Origin of the sequence: Carboxylicivirga agarovorans, from assembly GCF_050589845.1 — a bacterium.
Taxonomy (GTDB): domain Bacteria; phylum Bacteroidota; class Bacteroidia; order Bacteroidales; family Marinilabiliaceae; genus Carboxylicivirga; species Carboxylicivirga agarovorans.
The window spans coordinates 1-23,686 of the sequence record NZ_JBNGPA010000018.1 but is presented as its reverse complement, the minus strand read 5'-3'; the positions used below and the strand labels follow the sequence as shown (position 1 = coordinate 23,686).

The 23,686-nt window shown below is 39.4% G+C and carries 20 protein-coding genes; 5 read left to right on the top strand and 15 right to left on the bottom strand.

Features of this window, described 5'->3' with window-relative positions; all coding sequences use genetic code 11:
• The first annotated feature begins 130 nt into the window (after positions 1–130).
• Both ACRD69_RS16460 and ACRD69_RS16455 read left to right on the top strand, forming a co-directional pair.
• Positions 131–1,969 (top strand): sulfatase-like hydrolase/transferase, encoded by a 1,839-nt coding sequence (locus ACRD69_RS16460; protein ID WP_430816212.1) that lies wholly within the window; start codon positions 131–133, stop codon positions 1,967–1,969.
• Positions 1,970–2,064: 95 nt separating this feature from the next.
• Entirely contained in the window at positions 2,065–4,497 is a 2,433-nt protein-coding gene (locus ACRD69_RS16455) for an ABC transporter substrate-binding protein (RefSeq protein ID WP_430816211.1), read from the top strand.
• Here ACRD69_RS16455 and ACRD69_RS16450 read toward each other — a convergent pair.
• The 15 genes from ACRD69_RS16450 to ACRD69_RS16380 form a co-directional block, all read right to left on the bottom strand.
• On the bottom strand, positions 4,494–4,844 hold the full coding sequence (locus ACRD69_RS16450) for a hypothetical protein (protein WP_430816210.1): 351 nt from the start codon (positions 4,842–4,844) through the stop codon (positions 4,494–4,496). The genes ACRD69_RS16455 and ACRD69_RS16450 overlap by 4 nt on opposite strands.
• Before the next feature lie 16 nt (positions 4,845–4,860).
• Positions 4,861–5,412: an RNA polymerase sigma factor gene (locus tag ACRD69_RS16445; RefSeq protein WP_430816209.1), complete on the bottom strand. Its 552-nt coding sequence runs from the start codon at positions 5,410–5,412 to the stop codon at positions 4,861–4,863.
• A complete protein-coding gene (locus ACRD69_RS16440; RefSeq protein WP_430816208.1) occupies positions 5,412–5,774 on the bottom strand; it encodes a DUF6249 domain-containing protein in 363 nt (120 codons plus the stop codon). The genes ACRD69_RS16445 and ACRD69_RS16440 overlap by 1 nt, the downstream gene beginning before the upstream one ends.
• Before the next feature lie 75 nt (positions 5,775–5,849).
• On the bottom strand, positions 5,850–6,077 hold the full coding sequence (locus ACRD69_RS16435; RefSeq protein ID WP_430816207.1) for an immunity 17 family protein: 228 nt from the start codon (positions 6,075–6,077) through the stop codon (positions 5,850–5,852).
• Between the two features lie 13 nt (positions 6,078–6,090).
• Positions 6,091–7,431 carry a Trk system potassium transporter TrkA gene (trkA, locus tag ACRD69_RS16430; RefSeq protein WP_430816206.1) on the bottom strand — a complete coding sequence of 447 codons (1,341 nt, stop codon included), beginning with the start codon at positions 7,429–7,431 and terminating at the stop codon, positions 6,091–6,093.
• Positions 7,432–7,528: 97 nt separating this feature from the next.
• Positions 7,529–9,595, bottom strand: a complete 2,067-nt coding sequence (locus ACRD69_RS16425) for a ComEC/Rec2 family competence protein (protein WP_430816205.1) — start codon at positions 9,593–9,595, stop codon at positions 7,529–7,531.
• 55 nt (positions 9,596–9,650) lie between these two features.
• Positions 9,651–10,781 carry a sugar transferase gene (locus tag ACRD69_RS16420; RefSeq protein WP_430816204.1) on the bottom strand — a complete coding sequence of 377 codons (1,131 nt, stop codon included), beginning with the start codon at positions 10,779–10,781 and terminating at the stop codon, positions 9,651–9,653.
• 237 nt (positions 10,782–11,018) lie between these two features.
• Positions 11,019–12,473 carry a class I adenylate-forming enzyme family protein gene (locus tag ACRD69_RS16415; protein ID WP_430816203.1) on the bottom strand — a complete coding sequence of 485 codons (1,455 nt, stop codon included), beginning with the start codon at positions 12,471–12,473 and terminating at the stop codon, positions 11,019–11,021.
• A 10-nt stretch (positions 12,474–12,483) separates the two neighbouring features.
• Positions 12,484–13,464: an NAD(+) synthase gene (gene nadE, locus ACRD69_RS16410; RefSeq protein ID WP_430816202.1), complete on the bottom strand. Its 981-nt coding sequence runs from the start codon at positions 13,462–13,464 to the stop codon at positions 12,484–12,486.
• Positions 13,465–13,475: 11 nt separating this feature from the next.
• Positions 13,476–15,449: an asparagine synthase (glutamine-hydrolyzing) gene (asnB, locus tag ACRD69_RS16405; protein ID WP_430816201.1), complete on the bottom strand. Its 1,974-nt coding sequence runs from the start codon at positions 15,447–15,449 to the stop codon at positions 13,476–13,478.
• A 6-nt stretch (positions 15,450–15,455) separates the two neighbouring features.
• Entirely contained in the window at positions 15,456–15,698 is a 243-nt protein-coding gene (locus ACRD69_RS16400; protein ID WP_430816200.1) for an acyl carrier protein, read from the bottom strand.
• Positions 15,699–15,910: 212 nt separating this feature from the next.
• Positions 15,911–17,164, bottom strand: a complete 1,254-nt coding sequence (locus tag ACRD69_RS16395; protein WP_430816199.1) for a pectate lyase — start codon at positions 17,162–17,164, stop codon at positions 15,911–15,913.
• Positions 17,145–18,245, bottom strand: coding sequence for a glycosyltransferase (locus ACRD69_RS16390; RefSeq protein WP_430816198.1), 1,101 nt, complete (start codon positions 18,243–18,245; stop codon positions 17,145–17,147). The genes ACRD69_RS16395 and ACRD69_RS16390 overlap by 20 nt, the downstream gene beginning before the upstream one ends.
• A gap of 14 nt (positions 18,246–18,259) precedes the next feature.
• Entirely contained in the window at positions 18,260–18,793 is a 534-nt protein-coding gene (locus tag ACRD69_RS16385) for an acyltransferase (RefSeq protein WP_430816197.1), read from the bottom strand.
• A gap of 5 nt (positions 18,794–18,798) precedes the next feature.
• Entirely contained in the window at positions 18,799–19,614 is an 816-nt protein-coding gene (locus ACRD69_RS16380) for a hypothetical protein (protein ID WP_430816196.1), read from the bottom strand.
• A 182-nt stretch (positions 19,615–19,796) separates the two neighbouring features.
• Between ACRD69_RS16380 and ACRD69_RS16375 the strand changes: the two genes are divergently transcribed.
• From ACRD69_RS16375 to ACRD69_RS16365, 3 genes are read left to right on the top strand one after another with little or no spacing between them, the layout of a single operon-like run.
• A complete protein-coding gene (locus ACRD69_RS16375; protein ID WP_430816195.1) occupies positions 19,797–20,855 on the top strand; it encodes a glycosyltransferase in 1,059 nt (352 codons plus the stop codon).
• A gap of 40 nt (positions 20,856–20,895) precedes the next feature.
• On the top strand, positions 20,896–22,014 hold the full coding sequence (locus ACRD69_RS16370; protein ID WP_430816194.1) for a glycosyltransferase family 4 protein: 1,119 nt from the start codon (positions 20,896–20,898) through the stop codon (positions 22,012–22,014).
• 2 nt (positions 22,015–22,016) lie between these two features.
• A complete protein-coding gene (locus tag ACRD69_RS16365; protein ID WP_430816193.1) occupies positions 22,017–23,216 on the top strand; it encodes a carboxylate--amine ligase in 1,200 nt (399 codons plus the stop codon).
• Positions 23,217–23,686 lie beyond the last annotated feature (470 nt).

Below are 23,686 nucleotides of genomic sequence, written 5' to 3'. Positions count from 1 at the left end.
CGACTCCCGATATCTATCGGGATAATCAATTCAACAGTTAAACATGAACATCTTTACAGCTATCTGAACCCCTACTAACGGCAAGCCAATGGCTTTCGACGTAATTTTGTTATAAAACAAATACGAGGTCATGACAAAACGCTTGCTTATTTCATTGAGTTATATCTTCTTTTTTACAGTTTATACTTTAGCGCAAACCCAAGGTCCCAATGTCATTATTATTTTAACAGACGACCAGGGAAGCATTGATATGAATTGCTACGGAGCTGATGATTTATATACGCCTCATATGGATGCCCTGGCGGCCTCGGGCGTTCAGTTTAACCAGTTTTATGTTGCTGCACCGGTCTGCTCTCCATCGCGTGCTTCAATGCTAACCGGGCAAAACCCACACAAGGCAGGGTTACCGGGTAATGCATCATCTCAAAAAGGGCACAGGGGCATGCCATCTGAAAAACTTACTATTGCCGAAATACTTAAAGCCGAAGGCTATCAAACAGCCCATATTGGCAAATGGCATATAGGCTATACGCCTGAAACAAGACCCCTGGGTCAGGGCTTTGACTATTCATTCGGACACATGGGCGGATGTATCGATAATTACTCTCACTTTTTCTATTGGAACGGGCCAAACCGTCACGACCTGTGGGAAAACGGACAGGAGGTATGGTACGATGGAACATACTTTGGGGACCTCATGGCTGAAAAAGCTGACGAATATATAAAAGCACATAAAGAACAATCGTTTTTCATGTACTATGCCATTAACATGCCCCATTACCCCTTGCAGCCCAAAGGAGAATGGCGCGACTATTACAAGGATCTTGAAATGCCTCGTCGCGATTACGCAGCCTTTATTTCAACCATTGACCAATACATTGGCCGCCTTATTAACACACTGGAAGAAGAAGGATTACGCGATAATACCATCGTAATACTGCAATCAGACCATGGGCACAGTAATGAAACACGTACCTTTGGTGGCGGTGGCAGTGCGGGACCATACCGGGGCTCTAAGTTCTCTCTTTTTGAAGGCGGCATCAGGGTACCCGCTATCATTAGCTATCCGCAGGAGATAAAAGCAGGTCAGCAACGAAATCAAATGGCTTTGAACATTGACTGGCTGCCAACAATAGCCGACTATTGCAACATTGAGTCTTTACCTGACGACATAGAAGGCATAAGCCTGAAAGGTGTGATAGAGAACGATACTGAAAGTGCTCACAAGCAATTTATCTGGAAAAGTGGTGGCAGTTGGGCCATACGTCAGGGTGACTGGAAGCTTTTGGGTTATCCTCAGGACAATAGTGGCAAAGGAACACTTGATCCGGATAAAGACTTACTATTCCTTGTTAACATTAAAAAAGATAAATCAGAAATGACCAACCTCGCCAGCCAGTATCCTGAGAAGACAGATGCCTTAATTAAAGACTACCTGAGCTGGGAATATGCCCATCCTGAAGATATACCAAAGAAAAAAGAAACCATTAAACACAAAGCTGTTGACAGGCACATTGAACTGTTAACTCCACCACATGGCAAATACAAGTCCAAAGGTGCTGAAACACTTAATGATGGCAAAACAGGCACACGCTTTTATAATGACGGACAATGGCTTGGTTTTGAAGGAAAAGACGCCGAAGTTATTATCGACCTTGGTCAAAACACACTTATCAATAGCATAGCGGTAAGTGCACTTAATAATCCTGAAGCCTGGATATTCCTGCCCCGTTCTGTTGAGCTCAGTTGGTCAGACAATGGAACAACTTTCTCCAACGCAATTCAAAAGACACTTGAACCCGGACTATTACGTAAAGGTATTCTACAACATACCCTTCGTATTGAACAGGAAGATATACATGCCCGCTACCTAAAAGTAAAAGTCAGAAACACCGGAGAATGCCCCGATTGGCATAACGGAAAAGGCAGTCCGGCATGGCTCTTTATTGATGAAATTATTGTTAACTAACCACTATCACATTACAGGACTTATAGTAACTCATTTTAAAGGCTCAAAAAAAGATTGTATATTCAATCAGCATAAAATGAAATACATCCTGATTAATGAAACCAGCTTTTAAGCTTCTTTTAGTTATACAAATAGTATTGTTCTGTAACGTATCATTGGCGCAACAATCACTTGATACTGTTGTATTGCAATTAAAGTGGAAGCATCAGTTTCAGTTTGCAGGTTTTTATGCTGCCATTGAAAAAGGTTACTATAAAGATGCAGGCATTGAGGTAATTCTTAAGGAAGGAAGCACATCGGTTAATTTTGTTGAGGAAGTAATAAAGGGCAATGCACATTTTGGCTTAGAATCATCAAAGCTTGTAATAGCCCGAAATAACAATCAACCTGTTGTTGCTTTGGCGGCCATCTTTCAACATTCGCCCGAAATACTGCTTACCCGCAAAGATAAGGGCATACGCTATATTGAAGACATGAAAGATAAGCGTATTTCAGTTGGTTCTCAGGGGCTGGTATCGCCCAAAGCATTGTTAAGCAAGTTTAATATTTCAGAAGAATTATACTCATACGGAAGTTCAGTGGGCTATGTCAATGAGTTGCTAAGCGACAGCACCGATGTTATCTCAGCCTACATTACCGATGCTCCTTTTCAAATGGAACAGGCAGGCGTTGAACCGCTCATATTTAAACCCCGCTCTTATGGCATTGACTTGTATGGCGACATTTTATTTACATCGCAAAAAATGGTTGAGGAAAACAAAGCCTTTTGCGAGAAGTTTATAAATGCCTCAATGAAAGGATGGGTGTATGCCATGGACAACAAAGAAGAGCTGGTTGACCTGATTGTTGAAAAATACAAACCAACAATTTCGAAAGAGCTGCTCCGCTATGAAGCCAGAACAATGGAAGACCTTGTCATGCCAAAACTAATTGAACCAGGACACATGAATCGTGACAGGTGGATATACATTGCCGATTCATTCGTGGAGATGGGGCATCTGCAACCTTTGTATTCCATTGAAGGCTTTTTGTTTGAAGATTACCAAATATTCAATAACAACCGGATAAGATCTTTACTTGTCATTTTATTGGGTATAGTGTTTCTCTCACTGCTCAGCTTACTGGTGTTCTTTTTATTTAACAGGCGACTTAAAAGAGCTGTACTTCACAGAACCGAACAACTACAAACCCTTAACGCCAGCCTTAAGGAAGAAATGCGTAAAAGACAGATGGCTCACTCAAATCTGACGCTGAGCGAAGAGCGCTACAAACTGTTGTTTGAAGATTCGCCCATTTCGCTGTGGGAAGAAGACTTCAGCGCAACAAAACAAATGGTCGACAGGCTTATGGCCAGTGGTGTTGACAATATTGAAAACTACATACAAAATAATCCTCAATTTATTGAACGATGTGCCAAAACCATTAAGATCAATAACATTAATAAAGCAACCGTTCAGTACCTCGAAGCCACTGACAAAGCCTCTATCATCAACAATGTCGCTGATGTGTTTACCGATAAGACACTGCAGGACTTTGCTGAAGAGATCATTACCTTTTGCAGTGGTAAAACCATTTATGAAACCGAATCGGAACATATCACCTTTAAAGGCAACAAGATATTTGTATCCATAACAGTTAAGATTCCGTTTGGCTACGAAGATTCATGGAGCAAAGTCATTGTCTCACTGATCAACATAACCGACTTAAGGCAAACAGCTGATGAGCTAAAGTATAAAGAAGTACTCTTGCGCCAGCAAAACGAAGCATTAAAAGGCATCAATGAAGAACTTAAAAGATCTAAACTCAAGGCTGAAGAAAGCGATCGCTTAAAAACCGCATTTCTGTCCAATATGAGTCACGAGATCAGAACACCCATGAATGGCATTGTAGGGTTTACCGACTTGCTTAAAGACGAAGATATTGAAAAGGCTGATCGTGAGCGCTACCTTGATATCATTGAAGAGAACTCTCAGCAGCTGCTTCGAATAATATCAGATATAATCGATATATCAAAAATTGAAGCTTCTCAGCTCAAAATAGCGAAAAGCGACATCGATATTCAGCAGTTATTTGAGCGTTTACTCGATATCTTCAGGCTTCGCCTCAAAAGACTGGGTAAAGAACACATTACCTGTCAATACAATATTCATTCACCTCTCAATGGTTCAAAACTGATAGTCAACAGTGATATAACACGCCTTAGGCAGGTGCTTACCAACCTGTTGGAAAATGCAGCCAAATTTACTGAAAGCGGCACAATCGAATTTGGCGTATACCCTGCTAATGACTCTGAAAAGATCACTTTTTATGTGAAAGACACAGGAGTTGGCATAAAAAAAGAACGTGTATCGCAGATTTTCGAACGCTTTTTCAGGGAAGAAGAGCGCTTTGGTGCTAACCTTGGCGGAACAGGGCTAGGCTTATCAATAGCCAAAAACCTTGTTGAGCTGTTGGGCGGTACAATAAGTGTTGAAAGCCATCCGGGCGAGGGTGCTAACTTCTATTTCACCCATCCTTATAAGAATTAGCCTGGCCTATCCTGTTTTTTTTGACGCACCGTCAGTTTTATCATCTCTTCCAATTGCCAGATAATGACAAACAAAATAACAGCCATTACCGGATACCTGAGATTTTTAATATCAATACCTCCCAGTTCGATTTGAAACATTGGTAATGTGATGCTTACGATTACACCAAAAACCGATCCCAGTACAAAGAATAACCACGACAGTCGCAGATTCTTGGTAATTGATTGCTTACCATTGAGTTCGGTCTTAACACGCAACATCATTTTATCTTCAAAGTCAGAAAATGGCATCTCCAGTTTGCTGTCTCTCAGTAAAGCCTTTAGTTTTTTATCATTTAGTTCATCCATAATTAATAAGGCTAAATCAGATTATTAAACGTGTTTCATTCTTTAATAAAGCATTCAGCTGTGAATAGAAGCTTTTGCGTGCCCTGTGTATAACCACCTTTACTTTACTGGCAGACCATCCACTTACATCTTTTACCTCCTTAAGCGATAGCTCCTCAAGGTAAAACAGGCGTAAAGCCAGGCTTTCATTGGCCGACATCCGTTTAAGGGCCTCATTGATATAGTACTTTCGCTCATCGTTCTCAAGCGCATCAAAGCTACTTTCATCAATGGTATCGGCAACTGTTACCAAAGGTTCATTCCTCCATTTCTTTTCCTTATCAAGCTTTCTAAAGGCTATATTGACAATAATACGGTAGAGCCATGTACTGAACTTTGATTGTCTTTTAAACGAATTCATTTTCTCAAATGCCTTCATAAAAGCTTCCTGAACAACCTCTTCAGCCAAAAACTCATCTTTTACAACAGAAACAGCAATGGAGAAGGCCATGTCCTGGTACCGTCTGATAAAGTATCGGTAGCCCTGTTCATCGCCTTCTATTACCTTTTTGATGTAAATATCTTCCACTACTGGTCTTTCTTTTGAGCTGAAAAGTGCGCTAAGATCATTCCAATTCCACCAAATAATATGGTTGATCCAAATACGAATGGTTCATCAATCCTGTTAAGGGAATTTGGGAATATAGCATGTGTCATAACAAATCCGAAAATTAAACCAAAAGCAATACCAACTAATAAAAGTCCAAACTTCAGCCAAGGAAAACGAAAACTCCTGCGTTCTGGCTTTTTGGCGTAAAAGTTACTGGCATCAGCTCCTTTTTCAATCAGTAAAGTACGTTCTTTGATTCGAGCCTGTAAAAAGAAATACCAGGAGAAAAATATGGCGGCAAATAAGGCCAGCCAAATAATTGCAAGTGCGAAATCATTCATAATTCTATCGTTTTATTTGTTTCTCTGGTGAGATACAAGATAGAAAAGAATGGTTACAAACTTTTTCAAAAAAGATTAAAACAGTGAATCAATAGCAATGCGACCGCTTAGAACCATCCATCCGAAAACAGCAAAGAAGATACCAAGCAAGGCATAAAAAATACGAGCTCCGTTACGTCCCATTGCCTTTACCAATATTTGTGCACGACGTTGCTTAAAAAACCACTCCCAGTTTGTTAGCGAAGCTACAAATATGATAGCGCCAACTCCCGTCATGAGATAAAACAGAACATCTTTATTCATAATTGTAAGGCTATTAACTAAACATCTTTTCTATTTTCACAAAGCTCGATGGCATGGCAAAAAGCACTACTTTATCATGTGGCTCTATAACGGTATCGCCACTGGCGATAATGGCTTTTTCTCCACGAATAACACCGCCAATATTAACATCTTTGGGTAAGCTTAATTTCCTCAAAGGCCCTTTCGTTATTTTAGAACCCGGTTGGGCATTCAGCTCTAACACCTCGGCATCGGTAGCCGTCAGGCATTTTACATGGGAAACCTGGGCTCGTAGTGTATAGCGGTAAATGTGACTGGCTGCAATCAGCTTTTTATTAACAAGGGTACCTATACCAATATTCTCAGCCAAATCGATGTAATCAATATTTTCAACCTCGGCCACTGTTTTCCTGACACCCATTTTTTTGGCTAACTGGCAAGCCAGGATATTTACTTCAGAGTTACCTGTAACGGCAACAAATGCATCCATCTTTTTAATACCCTCGTCTTTCAGTAGCTCCAGGTTGCGGCCATCTCCGTTGATCACTAAAGTATCGGCCAGCACATCGGCTAAACGAGCCGCTTTTTCCTTATCTATCTCAATCAGTTTAATACTGTAATTTCCTTCAAGCCTCTGAGCCACCTTTTTACCAATACGGCTTCCTCCCAGGATCATTACATTTTTGATCTCAAACTGCTTCTTGCCGGCATCTTCCATCACTTGCTTCACGGCCGATTTGGTCGTAATAATATAAACCAGGTCATTATGCTGAAGCGTTTCTTTACCTCGTGGTATTATGGTTTCTCCATCGCGGTTAATGGCGACAATATTGTATTCCTGATTCTCATACATGGCAGAGATCTCTGCCAGGGTTTTGTTGACAATGCGCGCGTTATCACGAACTTTTAAGGCAAACATCACCAGTTTACTTCCTGTAAACTCGTACATCTGCCGTGTACCAACCTGCTTGAGAGAGGCAAATACCTCCTTAGCCGCTAACTGTTCAGGATAGATTAACTCGTCAATACCCAACTTTCCAAAAAACTCTTTATTCTCTTCAAGCAGGTACTCGTAGTTATTAACCCTTGCCACAGTTGTTTTTGCCCCTAATTGCTTAGCCAGAATACATGATAAGATACTCATATCCTGGTATGGCGGCACAGCAATAAACAAATCACATGATTTAACATTCGCTTCCCGCAAGTCTTCAATGGAAGATATACTTCCGACAATGGTCATCAGATCAAAATGAGAATCTATTTGTTTCAACTTCTCCTCATCTTCATCCATCAATATAACATCATGATTAGCAGAACAAAGCATTTTGGCCAAATGCGTTCCTACCTCTCCTGCACCTGCTATAAATATTCTCATAACGTTTGTTTATTCATTAGTATGATTTGCCGCCCGACAAAAACAACGCAAATTAATAGATAATACCCCCAATCCTCCAAATAAAATTGAATTTAAATCACATCGGGTTACCGCTAACTTTTATAAGCACACCATCATCTGATACATTATGAACATTTTCAATGTGGTCAGAATACGCTTTCAGCCACTTTCGTTTATCGTACCATTTCCAGCCATTGGGTATAACAAGTTGTTGGACCCGCAAACTTGTTGACAAGTGTTCTGCTGTCATCTTTGGCTTACCTAGTAACACCACGATATCAAACTCTGCTTGTTCATCCCACATGGCATGGTGCGGCACTATTGCAACACTTTGATTACCTATAAGTTTAACAACAGGATCAGTATTCTGTTTATGATTCATCAGCGAAATGGAATAATTGCTATCAGCCAGATAATAAGCCCAAATGCCGCTAAAAGCAAAATCAACTTCCTTTTCTGTTAATGCCTCATTAGTATATATAGTATTAGTACCTGGTCCAAAATGGTTAACCACGCTTTTGCCTTTAATATTTGCCACATACAGTACCTCATCAGGTAAATGATAGTTCCTTAAATGCATACTGGCAAATACAACAACTATAGTACCAAGTGCAAGCTTCAGGTATCGGATAAAACGATGATCGAAATACACAAGCAATAAGACGATTGATACATATATACATACCAGCTGAAAACCACTAATGTATAAATTCGTAATCATAGAATAAGGTAAGGAATCAATCCATAAAGCTGTTTGCTCCATAAAAGTCAAAAGCTCATCTAAAGGAGGTATTAACAATGATAATGCCAGACTTGAAAAGGAAAAAAGAGAAGCACTTATAGCAAGTAAAATAATAGGTGTTACCACAGGGATCAGCAATATATTTGTAATTAAAAAGTATAATGGAAAACCGTGAAAGGCATATATACAAAGCGGCAAGGTACCTATTTGGGCCGCCAGTGAAACTGACACTAAAGACCAAAGCCAGCGAAATGGCGGGAATGTATACATAAACCAACTATTGATCTTAGGATAAAAGCATACAATAGCAGCAACAGCACTATGACTTAACCAAAAACCAATATTGAAAACAGACAATGGTTCAATAACCAGGATTATGAACATGGAGGCACCAAGTAAATTAAAAATCCCTGTTTTTTGCCTGGAAACCCTTCCTGTTTCAAGGATGGTTAACATCAGGCTTGCTCTTAAAACAGATGGAGAAAAACCGGTTATAAAGGCATATATCCACAAAAAAGTTATAACAATGCAGGCTGAAACAACACTGTTCTTTCTAATTCCCAGTGAGCTGATTATTGTAATTAACAGCATGTAGATTATGCCTGCATGAAGTCCGCTCACAGCCAATAAATGCATGGCTCCCGCATTGGAAAAAGAGACCTTCTGCTCATAGCTCAACTTGCTTTTATCACCAAGAAAAAGTGCGTTCAGTATAGCCAGTTGAGACTCTGGGATGCCGGCCGATATAAACGTGTTATTCAAATGCTCTTTTAAGCGGGCACTTAAGATAAATAAATCAATGCTCTCAGAATCTTCAGTTGCAATACTATGATCCTGAACAAGAAACCGAAAGGAAATTCGCTGATTTCGAAGATAGCCTGAATAATCGAAATCGAACTGAGTATCTGGTTTTGAGAATGGAATAAACCAACCGCGCGCATAAATTACATCGCCCGCATTGGGTTGACTTTTTTTATGCTCTCCGGATAAATAAATAACACCTTTACCTTGAAATATACCCTCTAGCGAATCCTGTTCCAGGCTCAACAATTGAGCTTCATATTTATGGTTTTTATCGGTCTCTCCGATATTCTCAATTAAGCGAAGTTTAACAACACCTTCCCCATCAACATCAAGAACACGAGGCATACGTAACTGCACATAAAGCGACGCCCAAAAGAAGAACATTACCAATCCCAGGATTCCTGAAAGGTGACGGTATCTGTAGCTTGCGCTTTTTCTTAACCAAAAACTAAGACCAACAAAACAGATCAATAAAACAAGTGCTGCAAGGAACAACTCAAGCTTTTTGTCAGGCAAATTCATTCCCAGGCATATACCTGCAATAAGAGGAAGGATAAGCCTGATAAAAGGTGATTTCTTGAGAAAAAGGTTAAGCATAGGATTTTATCAACAAAATAAATGTATGATATCCTTAGCTTAATTTCAAGTCATATTACGAACTGGAAATCTTTCCTGAAAGAATATTGTAAAGCGCCATGAAGAAGTATCTAATATCCGTCATAAATGGCGATTTCTCTTTGGCCGCCATGTAAATACGTTCTGCTTCTATATTGCTTTCACTATCGGGCATATTAAGTGCAACGTAAGGAGGAATACAACCCGGTTTAAATTTAACACGCTTCTCCTGAACATCTTTGGGTAACTCATTAAATCGCGTTCGGCTTAAGGGCCGCATTCCTACAATTACCATGTTTCCCTTTAACACATTCAGCAGTTGTGGCAATTCATCTAACCAATACTTTCTGAAAAAACGTCCCCACCTTGTCAATCGAAAATCATTGGCCGGTTTTCCCACCTCATTATAACCGTTCAGGCGAATGACATAATCCTGTAAATATTCAGAATAAGGGTGCATTGTCCGAAACTTGAATACCCTGATGACTTTTCGGTTTTTACCAACCCTGCGCATTGCAAATATAGGCGAATACGAGGGATTCATATTATGATCGGGTTCATGGGTCTTCATCACAACAAAATACACTTTCCCATCAAGCTCTTTGAATTCGATGATCTCAAATCCACAGCTCACAACACGCCCCAGAACTTCAGCTACCGTTAACCAGCGGTAACGCCCTTTTGTCAGGAAGAAATAAAGACGCCTGAGTTTGGGAACCTTTGGCCATACCCTATGAATAATAAAACAATACAACCAAACCAGTCGGGTTAGTATGTTATGGCGCCCTTTGAAAAGCTTTTCTTTGCGATTACTTGTCGACTCGACACAACCGATGAAAATACCTGCATCCGGAAGACACTCATTGACTTTACTCAAGTATTTATTAATGTACCTGACGTCATTTATCTGTCGCACATTAACAATATTACGCAGATTAACAGTATTCTGGATCGGTATGCGAAGGTGTGAATTATCAGAGATTAAAACTGTTGAATCAGATCCTATTGATACATGCTGACCTATGTAATCCCGCACTTCCTGACTCAAAGCAGAACGAAGTAACTCTTCTGAAGAAGAAACTGTTTCTTCTACCGCAAGCGAAGTAACCAATTCATTTGGTACTTCCACTACCCTACCAATCGCATTTACAGATTCAACATTCCTCATTTCCCACCATTTTAATCTCGTTGCGGTAATTTACGTGCATTTAATACTTTTGTACAGTCTATTTACACGAGTAATATTCAAATTCAATATGATTGACTAATAATACAGAACATTAAACACTCATAACTTATATTTCCTCCAACAAAATATTACGTTTATCAAAAAATATCTGTCGGAATTTGCTTTTTACCAATGGTTAAAAAAACAGGATAATCGTTCAAATCGCCATTTAATTGGCTATACCTTAACCTTTTTACCTGTTGCATTAACCTTTATATTATCAATAAATTCTACTACCTGTGGAACTTTATAATTAGCCAGATTATCAGCACAAATCTGTTTAACCATATCCTCAGTAATATGCATGGTTTTGTTCGTTACCAATATAGCTTTTATGGCCTCTCCCAATACTTCATCTTCCTGTGCTTCAATAGAGCAGTCAATAACACCGTCTATACCTACAATAACCGCCTCTATTTCCTTTGGACTTACCCTCCTGCCACCAACTTTGATCATTTCTTTACGGCGTGCAGCATGGTAGATAAAACCATCCTCATCAACTCTTGCCAGATCACCGGTATAAAGCCAGCCATCTTTTATTGTTTTAGCTGTTTCCTCAGGTTCATTATAGTAACCAAGCATGACATTATCCCCCTGTGCGATAATCTCACCAATCTCACCGGGTTTAACCGGCTGACCATCTGAATTAACAACGCGTAATTCAACATTTGGTATTCCCTTACCTAACGAGCCCAGCTTATCACTCAAACGTTCAACCGGCAGATAGGAGAGGCGTGCAGTTGCCTCTGTTTGCCCATACATAACAACAAACTTAATGTCTGGCTGACTTTCACGGAACTCTTTGATAAAGGTAGTGTGCAGTTTACCTCCTGCCTGGGTGACGTATCTCAAATAAGGAAACTTCGATGTTTTAAAGGTATTGGATTTTCGCAACAAGATTTGAAAATGACTTGGCACACCTGCAAAGCCGGTACATTTATACTTTTGAAAGTCATTTAAAACAGAACTAAGAAGGATAAATGTATTATTGAGCACCACACTTCCACCTGCTTTTAAATGAGTGTGGAGTAAGGACAAACCGTAACAATAGAAAAACGGCAACACTATTTCAATTATATCATTACTTGTTAAGCTGAGATACTCAATAATCGAGCTGGTATTGGCAATGATATTTTTATGTGAAATCATCACTCCCTTGGGTTTGGCTGTAGAACCAGAGGTAAATATGATCTGGGCTAAAGCATCAGGCGTAACAGCACTTGATCTCCACTCTGGAGCTTCATCTTTTTGAATGATGGCATCAATCTTCTCTTCCGTAAAAATAGTCTCTATCTGAAAATCTGACCGTAGCTTCAATTGCAAAGTAGTAACTAAATACCTGCTATTGCATCGTTCAACAATGTCATTAAAACCGTCTTTTTCAATAGTCGGATTAAGTGGTACCACCACATTTCCTGACTTCATAATTGCAAGATAACTTATGACCGACTGACTGCTGTTGGGCATTATCAAAATGACCTTATTCCCTGTTCCGATGTTACTTTCGAACCAATTACTCAGTCGTATCACACCCTGAATAAGCTCCTGATATGACAAGGGAGTACCTCTTCCCAGGATAAAATCGCCGCTATGCTTTTGGTGTTCCTCTAATAAGTAATCAATGCAATTCATAATTCAGGTATTAGTAGTTGTGAATTGGAGGCATTCGAAGGTATTCTGTTGTGTTCTTCTTTCTTTCAAAATTCTTGAACACCTTTTCAACATCCGAAACCTCTTTATGCAAAGCAGCGGCAACTTCCGCAGGGTCGTACTCATTTTCCCAACCACACCACAGCAGATCCATCATTTCGAAAGGCATCTGATAGAAAAACTCTTCCTGTGTTTGTTCCGCCGTATAGGTATCGGTGGTAGGGGTTCTGTCAATTATTTTTTGAGGCACTCCCAATTCTTTGGCCAATTCATATACCTGGGTTTTATATAAATTCCCTATTGGCATCACATCAGCTCCTCCATCTCCGTACTTGACAAAAAAGCCTTGCTGCACTTCGTGTTTGTTCGGAGTACCAATAACAGCATAATGCTTTGCCTCTGCGTGATAATATAACATTGACATGCGACTGCGCTGCTTAAAATTAGAAGCGGCAACAATTTGCAGATACTCATTCATTGGCAAACGCTCACTTTTCTCTGAACCATCGGCAAAAACGACTGTCACAAAGAAAACCGGTGGCAAATTTGAATTGATAAACTCCTGTGGAATCCCAATCTTCATTTTGTCAACAGCCGGATCAAACTCAGGAATAACCCTTTTAACAGCCTCATCACGACGACTGTAGCAAGCAAAACCATCCAGGGCTCCACTGATATTTTCTTCAACAACCTCAACTCCGAATTTTTGGGCTAACTCCAATGCAAATTCCTTACTGTCATCACTCGAATCCTTTTCTGGCAACATAACACCCAAAACATTCTTTGCTCCAAAAGCTTTTACTGCCAAAGCCAATGTAACAGAGGAATCAATACCTCCACTGATCCCAACAACACCACCGCGCCTCCGCAGCTTCCTGCCAACATCTTCTCTAAGCTTTGCAACAATTTGATCTATGACCGTTTGAACATCCTCCAGTTGTATAATCTCTTTAGTAAATTTAGGTTTTGTCATTGGTTAAAGATTTATCGGATAATTACTTGTTTATTTTTTACATCTCCCTTCAATAATAACTGATCATCAGTATGCCGGTAATCAGATATAAATTGCTTGTGCAATATTTGAGTCGACAAAACAGCAATCAAAGCCATATTGTCTTGCTCGGTTATAGGCTTACCACTCTGCATTTTATCCAGTAAAAGCTTGGTCTTACCCACATCGAAAAGACCATAACTACTAATAACATCAGGATTTAAATATTCATCAAGCAGTAACTTATCGTTCAAAATGGCCTGCGCTACCGGTGCTCTGTAGGCTTGCTTAGGGCGATTTAATACCACGTCGGGCAGTTCACCCTTCATCATTTCCTTGAGAAGAACTTTTTCATTCAGACCATTTAACTTGTAATGATCGGGTAAAGTAGCACAAAACTCAGCTACCCTGTGATCAAGAAACGGATATCGCCCTTCAACGGAATTAGCCATGGCAACCCTATCGCCCTGAGAAGACAAGAGATAACCTGACATGAATAATCGGGACTCTATTAACTGTGCCTTTTCAAGTGGCGAATATCCATTGAGCTCTTTCTCCAGCTTATCTGAAAGCTCAGTAATTGGATCATATGCACCAACACCATTGGCCAGTTCAGCGCCAAACAAGTTATTTAATTGCTGACCATTTTTCCAACGTAATAAATGAGAATAAACCGGTGAGTTGGTTTGGTCCAGCTGATAACCAAAAAACAACTTGAGCATCATGGGCGAAGCATCCTTTAACTGAGGTATGTAAGGATATAACTTCCTCAACAGCAAAGGTCTCAATTTGGAACCCGGCTGACGCGCCCAGAAGTGTCGAATAATGGTTTCTTTAAATATGTTGTAGCCTCCCAACATTTCATCGGCACCTTCTCCTGTCAGAACAACCTTAATCCCGTTCTGACGAACAAGCCCGGACAGCAACATCATGGGGACCGGCGAAGTTCTTAATATTGGTGCTTCAGAGTGGTATATGGCTTTCGGCAGCCAGGAAGCGATCTGACTATTATTGCAAGAAATACTCTTATGGCTGGTATTGAAAAAAGCAGCTACTTCATTTTGAAAAGCCGACTCGTCATAATTACGATCATCAAAGCCAATGGAAAAGGTATTGAGTACCTGGGGTTGTATCTCCTTAACCAAAGCTGTTGTTATGCTTGAATCAAGCCCACCGCTTAAGTAAGCAGCAACCTTAACATCTGCTCTAAGGCGCAGATCAACACTACTTTTTAATAAGCCCCGAAGTTCTTCAGCTGCTTCACCAATAGAGCCTTTGAATTTGTCTTTATTAAAGTCATACTTCCAGTATTGCTGAATTTCAACCTGTCCATTAGTTACCTTTAGAAAGTGACCCGGAGGAAGCTCCTTGATCCCTTCAAAAACAGTGTTGGGTGATAATGTAGCCCAGAATATCAAAGACTCTTTTAAACCCTTATAATCCATTGATCGTCTTACTTCAGGGTGCTCCATCAAACACTTTATTTCAGAGGCATACACCAACTGATCATATTTTTGCGTGTAGAACAAAGGTCTGATACCAAACCTATCCCTGGCCAAAAACAGACTTTGCCGTTTTTCATCCCAAATTGAGAAAGCAAATTGTCCGTTTAGCTGTAACAAACATTCGGGACCATACTCTTCATACATATGCAATACTACCTCCGTATCGCAATTAGTTCTGAACTGATGCCCCTTTTTCTCCAGCTTCGCTTTAAGTTCAACATGATTATACACTTCACCGTTGTAGGCAATCCAAAGAGACTCATCCTGATTAGAAAGTGGCTGTTGACCCGAACTTAAATCCACGATACTCAATCGTACATTTCCCATTGAGCATGCAGGCGTTATATAAAGTCCGGTTTCATCAGGTCCACGATGCTTTATTTGTGTAAGCATACGATTAAGAACAAGTTCTTTTTGCTCAACATTAAATCCATCGTTTATAAACCCGACAATACCACACATAAGCTACTAGTTTACCAATGCTTTTTTCTTTTCTAAGAAAGCCACTATTGAATTGATACTTTCGAAATTCTCTTCAGTTAAATCTGAATCATCGGTTTTAACCCCCATCTCTTCGTCCAGAAAAGTTATAAGACTCAATAAACCCATTGAGTCAAAAATTCCCTCTTCAAAAAGCTTCACCTCATCAGAAATCTTGCTCTTATCCACAAATGTTATCTCCGAAATAAATGTTCTGATATCTTCCTTCATACCTAAGAATTTGATTAATTACTATAGTACTCTCATTTACTGCATCATCCAAGCTGCAATTTTTCAATTACACATGCATTTTGAATAAGCTTTCAATTCGTTAGAATAAGATAAGGATATAAGATTTTTAATGCTCTGTTTTTTGTTATATGGGAAGAATCTTTACACCAATACATTAAAATTGATGTCTAAAGCAACGATTAGCTCTTCACTTATAAAAAACTATGAATCCACTCTTCGATATTGGTAAAACCATTGCCATCTTCGTCGGCATGTGGTTCATCCGGTATAGTCAGTTGTCTTTCGCCCGACTCATACACCCATCCGTCAACATCTGATGGCAGTGCAATTCGTTGACCTCTTTGCTTAATAACATCGTTAACGATACGGCTATCAATTTCATCTCTCGAACGTGGCTGTGCTCCACAATTCTTTATTAAGTATTCTTTTAATACAACAGCATTAAGAACCTTGATTGATGAAACACTATCTGACCTGTGTGTATCAAAAACATACTTATTACCCGGGTTGTGCAACATGTTACTACCATACTGATTGCTGGAGTTAATCCCCTTGGTCATATTACCTTCCATATGAACCCTTCCATTGTTTTGAAAATTCTCATGAATAGAAAGCAGTTTATCATTACGGTTCCTCTCTCCTAATATGTAATAGTTTCCAATAATATCAGCTTTGAGAGGCGTACTTTTTTTTCCCGACATGCCCAAATACACAGCATGGGTATCACTATTATAAATCAGGTTGTTGATGATCTGCACTTCGTAGGTATCTCCCCAAACAAGCGGGTTACGGTCGGAGTTATGCACAAACATATTTTTGATAATGCTTAAGCGTTTCGAGTGCATCGATAACAAACCTTTTGAATGATTCATATGGGTGAGGCATTCGCTAATGATACAATTGCTGATAGTAATACCGTTTCCACCGTTTAAAATACCTATGTTTTCATCCAATGCCCATGAGATGCTGCAATGATCAACCATGACATTAAACAACTTTGTTGAATCATCGGCAATATTAATTCCATCTATTTGCTTACCCGATGCAGTTCCCGGCCTGACTTTAAGTCCCTGAACCAATACATCATGTGTTGATATGCCTAAAGGATAATTTTTAAGCGTTATTCCCCTATCAGGCGCTGTTTGCCCTGCAATAAATACATATGGTGATTGAATTCTTAGTGTCCGGCTCAACTCAATGACACCACTCACCTCGAACACAATGATGCGGGGATACTGTCGGTTGACCGCTGCTCGTAACGAGCCTGGCCCACCATCGTTAAGGTTGGTTACTTTAATGATTTGCGGTAATTGTTCACCGGCATATGCTCCCCTTGAATGAGACCCGAACCCTTCTGCTCCGGGAAACATGTTCTGTGAACATACCGATACATGCAAGTACCCCAATATGAAAACCAATACTATACTACACTTCCAGTTTTTCATTATTCAACAGATTACTATACAGCTTAATATACCTTTCAGTCATTTGCTCTTCAGTAAATCGATCCAAAATAATTCTTTTACCAGCTTCTCCCATTTGCACTGACAATGGTTTATCAGACAATAATTTCAGCATTTTATCTGCCATTTCATGCTCATTTCTAACCTCCACCAGGAAGCCTGAACGGTCTGCTTCAACCAACTCCCTGTTGCCGGCTACATCAGATGCGATAACAGGTTTTTCAAAAGCCATGTATTCCATAATTGAATTGGAAATACCCTCGGCGAAAGATGCCAGGACACCAATGTCAAAAACCGATATGTAACGATCCACATCCTGCCTTTTCCCCAGAAAATGAAAGTGATGCTTTTGTCCGGCGGGGATCATACCTTCCACTTCCGCTCTGTCTTCTCCATCACCAATAATAATGAAGCCAACATTTGTCGTATGTTTTAAAACCAGTAAAGCCGATTTAATGAATGTCGGAAAATCTTTTCTCCAGTTGATACTGGCAATCATCCCAATCAATGCCTCACCATTGGATACTCCCATCTCCTGTAATGTTTCTTTTCTGTTGTAGGCCACATCCAAACGCTTTGTATTAAACCCATTTGAGATGACAACTCCCTTTTTATCACTTACTCCGTAAGCTTTAATACCAACTTTGGAGTTAGACACAATAACATGAGAAAGCGGGAAGGAAAGTTTTGAACGTCTCCAATCCATTGTAAAAGGCTTGCACTCCGAATTAGCGATCATTCCATTGATCAGTTTTTTTCTGCACCATAAGGCAGACAAGCCTGAAAATACGGATGGAACGCCACCCCATGAATGAATGATGTCCGGATTGGTTTCCCTGCATATTTTAAACAACTGAAAATAGACAAAGGCATCAAACCTGAAGCGCTTCTTTAGCACGATCAGTTTAATTGGCAAATCATATACTTCCTTATAATGTATAGCATCGCGAAAAAGCACTAAAACAATTTCATGCCCTGCTCCCAAAAGCCCTTTAATCAACTCTAAAAGACGCCTTTCGCGCCCTCCCATAACTAAATTATCAGCAACGTGTAAAATCTTCATGTAAATATCCCCTGTTAACTTTGCAACTTCAACCGCTCTTTGAGAACCTTGCGTTTTTGCTTATCACTCATTTTCTTTAAATTAAACTTTGCCGGACTCATTAAGTACATTCGTTTTTGCAGTTGCGTATTCATTATTTTTTTTGCCGGATTACCCATTATTAAAGAGTTATCTTCAAACTTTCCTTTAACAACAGCTCCGGCTGCCACAATGCAATTCTCACCAATTACCGTGTTGGGTAAAATAATGGCGTTCATACCAATTACTGAGTTGCTTCCAACAACAATCTTTCCAAAAATATCCAGATCAGGATATTCATCTCTATAAATCCATACTGCTCCATCATGTGTAATAAACCTAACACCGTTAGATATTGCCACATGGTTTCCTATTGAGATCAAATATGGTTCTGTTGAAAAATCCGCACTAAATATCATGCAGTCATCACCAATTGTCACTCCTCTCCTTCTTAAAATGGCAATACGCAATTTTCCGATGGTAATGCGGGTCAGTATACGAGCCGTTAAATGCAAAATTTTACTAAGCATAGAGTCTATTTATTAATGACTTCTACAATTTTCTTGCAGAACAAAGGATATGCTTTCTCAGCAATAAGCGTATTAGGGTGCGAATCAGAAGGATCTTCAGCGTATTTATCAAGAAGATATAAACCTCCTTCAGTCTCTAACTCTCTAAAGTCCCATAAATAAACATTATCATCCGGCTTATCCCATTCATTTTTAACCCAGTGATAAAATTCTTTCATGTTAATTGCCCATTCCTCTTTTGATTTCTTTTCAGTTAAAGCCGGTGGTGTCCATACTAAGAATTTGGTATTGGGATACTTTTGAAACTCCTTATGCAGAGCCTCATACTGTAACTTATAATTCTGAATGGTTCTTTCATCCGAATTAATATCAGCATTTTCTTCATCACTCTTTAGCTTACTCACGGGGAAGCAGTGCTTTAGAATGATGACACCATATTCTTTGCTTAGTGTTTTAAGAGTGGGCTCTTCCATATAATAATCTTCATGGCCGTTTTTGACCCAGATATTATAATAGTCGTATGGGTAATTGTTCCAGCCATACGGCTCCTTTGCCGGAAAAGCCCTTTCTTCTATCTGGTAACTTGTGCCTTGCTGACGGTTGTATTTTCTGAACCACAATTCCATTGCTGATGTTAAACCCAGTTTGAGCTTGACTTTTTGCACAAAAGTATTGCCGCCCCGCCACAATGTTTTACCGGTGCTGTGGTGTAGAAAAATTGCTTTAGAATTGATAGAATTAGGTTCCATAGTATCATTATTTGTTGAACATGACATAGCAATGCTTAAAGCCAGTGTCATAAATAGAAGTTTCTTACTCATATCCATTAGTTTTTAGTAATCCCCTATAGTTTATCCAGAAATTATAATTCACCATGATTCAAAGTATGCTGTTTAAAAAATTACAAAAAAAAGAAGTTGTTAACCACTCATTTTTGACCAACAGTCAAAAAATCAGGCATCAATGACATATATTTCTTAGTTTAGGGAGAAAAGGTTATCGAATGAAGAAAATCGGAATCCTAATACGATCGCTTAAACCTGGTGGTGCAGAAAAGCAAAGTGCGCTTCTTGCTTCTGTGCTAAGTGATGAATACAGTGTTTTTGTCTTTTATCAATACAAGGAAGCATCTCCCGCTAACTTAAAACTTATTGATCGTGAAAACATTACAAAGGTTCACCTGAACGGTAATATTGTTTCTAAAGCCAGCCAACTCAGAAAAAACATTGTTAAAAATGACATACAATGTATTTTCGCTTACCTAAGCAGTGATAACCTTATTGCCTCCATAGCAACACTCAGACTTTCGCAATGCAAGGTTTACGGGGGCATCAGAAGTTCCAGGTTGCCCTATCACAAATTCATTACCCTAAAATTATTGCACAAGCATTTTCAAACAGCTACCATCTTCAATAACCATGCGGGTAAAGACCTGTTTATAAGTAATGGTTTTTTGAAGAGCAAATCAATTGTGGTTCCTAATGCCATAAATGTAAATGGTACTGATGCAGACAGACAAAACAGTGAACGTATTAACATTATCAGCATTGGGCGTTTTGTCAAAGCAAAGGACTATGAAACGGCCCTGCAAGCCATTAAGCGATTAACAATAACAAGCACCCGGAAAATCAAGTATTATATTGTTGGTTTTGGCCCTGAAGAACAGAATATCAGAGAACTGGTCGACAGGGAAAATTTAAATGATACAGCAGAGCTCATTATTAAGCCCGATAATATTGAAGATTACTACAAAAAAGCCAACATTTACCTTTGTACATCTATTTTTGAAGGTTTATCCAATTCAATTATGGAGGCATTGAACTACCGCCTCCCTGTAGTTGCTACCGATGTTGGTGATAACAGCCAGCTTGTTATCCATAACCAAACAGGCTACCTGACTAAAAACAAAGCCCCTGTAGATATTGCCAATTATTTACAATACCTTATTGATCACCCTGAATCAGGAAGATCGATGGGAAAAGAGGGCTACATCCATTTAAAAAACAATTATTCAACCAATAAATTTAAAGAACGCTATAAGCAGCTAATTGAAAGTCAATAAGGATGAACCCGTATATTAACCAGATACAAATCCCTCACACATGAAAAAACCAAAGATTGTATTTTACGGTATTAAGTACTTTCCTTCAAGAGGAGGTACCAGCAGAGTAGCTGAAAACATTATCAGCCAGCTAAAGGACAGGTATGATATAACCATACTGTGTTATAAAAACAAACAGGCCAATACACATATGGACGGGGTTAAGGTTGTTGAGTTCAGTCAATGGCCGGGCGGTAGTATCGGTGCCTTGCTCTACTTTCTTAAAAGCGCGTTATACCTGAAATTTAAGAAGTTCGATTTGATTCATGTGCATAAAATTGATGCAGCATTCTTCCTGCCTCTTTTCCGGAGCAAAACCAAGATCATTGCAACATCACATGAATCTGCCTACTTAAGAGATAAATGGTCCAGTGTTGAAAAGTGGTACCTTCGCAGAGCCGAAAAAATATTCCTTAACTCTGATGCCACACTGACCTGCATATCTAATCCATTGACTAAAATCTACAATAATGGATCGGAAGTAAAGAATGTCACCTACATTCCTAACGGTATAACAATAAAAGACGATTATAAAGAGAAGGAAGCCAATGAACTTCTTAAGAAATACCAACTTCAGGAAGGTGAATATTATTTCTTTGCCGCACGTCGGATCATGAAAACCAAAGGCTGTCACACCATGCTCGAAGCTCTGGATAAGCTTCAGTTCAAAGGCAAAATCGTTATTGCCGGCGATCTGAGTCATGCCAAAGAGTATGTTGCCGATTTAAAAGATAAATACAAACACCTTAACGTTATTTACCCCGGCTACATTGGCGATTTACCACTGTTACTGACCCTGATCAAAAAAGCCAGGTTATTCATCTTTCCGTCTGAAACAGAAGGCATGTCAATTATGCTGCTTGAAGCAGCATCGACCCAAACACCAATTGTGGCAAGTGATATTAAAGAAAACAAAGAGGTGTTTAATGATGAGCACCTGACCTTTTTCGAAGATCAGAACAGTGAGGACCTGGCACAACAAATTAAGCTTATTGAAGCCAATAGTGATATGACTGCCCAAAAAGCCAAAAGTGCTTTTACGCATATTAAAACGAAATATGACTGGGCCAATATTGCCAATAGTTATGATCAAACTTACCAACAAACAATTAAGCACTAATTATGAAAACGGAATCAACTCTCAACCCGGTTGTTGTTTTAGACATAACTCACTCTGGCTATGGCATATTGCGATCGCTCCATAAATACAACATACCACTATACGGCTTTACTTACGACGCCGGACACCTTGAGTTAAAAACAAAACTTACCAAAGAAACATTTGTATACAGTTCCAATAATGACCTCAGGCAAAAACTAATATCACTTGCTCAAAAATTACCGCAGCGGCCGGTTTTAATGCTGACCAACGACGAAAAGGTTGAGTTTGTTTTGGACGAACGGGAGGAGCTTGAGAAGCATTTTATCATTAATATGCCGACGACACAAACCGTGCAGCAACTGATTGATAAAATAAAGCTTAATGCCATTATTGACCAACTAAACATCAGGGTTCCCCGAACAATCAACATTGAAAACATTGAACATGGAAAACAGGTTGCAGAACTGACCTTTCCGGTTATTGTAAAACCGTTTCTAAAATCAGAGAAATGGAATAAAGCCGGTTTTTCCAAAGCAATTATTTTTAATGCTTATGACGAGTTTGCAGAAGTGTTTCCGAAAATGTTTGAAGCGGAAAACAGGATCATTGCCCAGGAGTTTATTCCCGGTGGCGATGATCACATCTATTACTGCCTTGCCTATTATAGCGTTAATGGTGAATTAAAAAGTCATTTTACCGGTCAAAAGATCAGGCAATGGCGAATCCTTACCGGCTCTACCACATCGACAAAACCGGTTAACGAAGCCTTTGTCACCAATGAATCCATCAGGATATTTGATGCCATAGGCTACAATGGCCTGGGTTCAATCGAATTTAAAAAGCACCAGATCACAGGTGATTTCTATATGATAGAACCTACTGTAGGACGGGTTGACACGCAACAATACATTGCTACCTGTTCGGGGAATAACATTCCGTTAAAAGCGTATTGTGACATGACAGGGCATCAGCTACATGGCCTTGAGAAACAAAACGATAATGCCGTGTTCATTGACGAAGTTAATGAAATACAAAGCTTCTTTGAGTACAACACTAAATATGGCTTAACGGTGGGCCAATGGTTATCTTCAATAAAAGGAAAGAAGCATTTTCGCTACCTTTCTACTGTTGATCCTAATATCAGTTTACGGATATTGTACCATGTAACGAGAAGACTGACGGGGCACTTTTTAAGAAGAATGCTCAATGGAAAAAGTTAGCTGTCAATAACAGGACGTAGACCTGCTATTTATAGCTTGGTAATCAAATCCGAAGGATTTAATCCGTTAACCCCGGTGGCTAACGGGGCGTGTAATCTGTAATCAAAAAAAGAAACTTTGGTTTCAAAAATCATTTTCTTAGTTCATCAATATAACTTATACACAATCGGGGATTTGCTATGCCGGTGCATGGAACACAAATGCATTGAAGAACAATTGCTGTTGCACCGGATTGATGGGCGTTAGGTAACCTGGGGCGTCGCTGCGCTTTGCCTTTTAGTGTTCGAAAAGAAGTTTTATAAACGTATAGATCTATGCATCATGTAAATCAGCTCTCCTCCGCACAAAAAGGCTGTATGTTTGTAATAAGAAACACATAAGCCTCTATTGTGTCGTAAATTAGATAAAGTAACAAGTGTCTAATTAATAAACAAGAGGCTTATGCAACGGAAAGTTAAAACAATCAGTTT

What these genes read in the sequence shown, in the direction of transcription:
- ACRD69_RS16460 (WP_430816212.1), top strand. Translation starts at nt 131, where the DNA reads ATGACAAAACGCTTGCTTATTTCATTGAGTTATATCTTCTTTTTTACA.
- ACRD69_RS16455 (WP_430816211.1), top strand. Translation starts at nt 2,065, where the DNA reads ATGAAACCAGCTTTTAAGCTTCTTTTAGTTATACAAATAGTATTGTTC.
- ACRD69_RS16450 (WP_430816210.1), bottom strand. Translation starts at nt 4,844, where the DNA reads ATGGATGAACTAAATGATAAAAAACTAAAGGCTTTACTGAGAGACAGC.
- ACRD69_RS16440 (WP_430816208.1), bottom strand. Translation starts at nt 5,774, where the DNA reads ATGAATGATTTCGCACTTGCAATTATTTGGCTGGCCTTATTTGCCGCC.
- ACRD69_RS16435 (WP_430816207.1), bottom strand. Translation starts at nt 6,077, where the DNA reads ATGAATAAAGATGTTCTGTTTTATCTCATGACGGGAGTTGGCGCTATC.
- trkA (WP_430816206.1), bottom strand. Translation starts at nt 7,431, where the DNA reads ATGAGAATATTTATAGCAGGTGCAGGAGAGGTAGGAACGCATTTGGCC.
- ACRD69_RS16425 (WP_430816205.1), bottom strand. Translation starts at nt 9,595, where the DNA reads ATGCTTAACCTTTTTCTCAAGAAATCACCTTTTATCAGGCTTATCCTT.
- ACRD69_RS16420 (WP_430816204.1), bottom strand. Translation starts at nt 10,781, where the DNA reads ATGAGGAATGTTGAATCTGTAAATGCGATTGGTAGGGTAGTGGAAGTA.
- ACRD69_RS16415 (WP_430816203.1), bottom strand. Translation starts at nt 12,473, where the DNA reads ATGAATTGCATTGATTACTTATTAGAGGAACACCAAAAGCATAGCGGC.
- nadE (WP_430816202.1), bottom strand. Translation starts at nt 13,464, where the DNA reads ATGACAAAACCTAAATTTACTAAAGAGATTATACAACTGGAGGATGTT.
- asnB (WP_430816201.1), bottom strand. Translation starts at nt 15,449, where the DNA reads ATGTGTGGTATTGTCGGGTTTATAAACGATGGATTTAATGTTGAGCAA.
- ACRD69_RS16400 (WP_430816200.1), bottom strand. Translation starts at nt 15,698, where the DNA reads ATGAAGGAAGATATCAGAACATTTATTTCGGAGATAACATTTGTGGAT.
- ACRD69_RS16395 (WP_430816199.1), bottom strand. Translation starts at nt 17,164, where the DNA reads ATGAAAAACTGGAAGTGTAGTATAGTATTGGTTTTCATATTGGGGTAC.
- ACRD69_RS16390 (WP_430816198.1), bottom strand. Translation starts at nt 18,245, where the DNA reads ATGAAGATTTTACACGTTGCTGATAATTTAGTTATGGGAGGGCGCGAA.
- ACRD69_RS16385 (WP_430816197.1), bottom strand. Translation starts at nt 18,793, where the DNA reads ATGCTTAGTAAAATTTTGCATTTAACGGCTCGTATACTGACCCGCATT.
- ACRD69_RS16380 (WP_430816196.1), bottom strand. Translation starts at nt 19,614, where the DNA reads ATGAGTAAGAAACTTCTATTTATGACACTGGCTTTAAGCATTGCTATG.
- ACRD69_RS16375 (WP_430816195.1), top strand. Translation starts at nt 19,797, where the DNA reads ATGAAGAAAATCGGAATCCTAATACGATCGCTTAAACCTGGTGGTGCA.
- ACRD69_RS16370 (WP_430816194.1), top strand. Translation starts at nt 20,896, where the DNA reads ATGAAAAAACCAAAGATTGTATTTTACGGTATTAAGTACTTTCCTTCA.
- ACRD69_RS16365 (WP_430816193.1), top strand. Translation starts at nt 22,017, where the DNA reads ATGAAAACGGAATCAACTCTCAACCCGGTTGTTGTTTTAGACATAACT.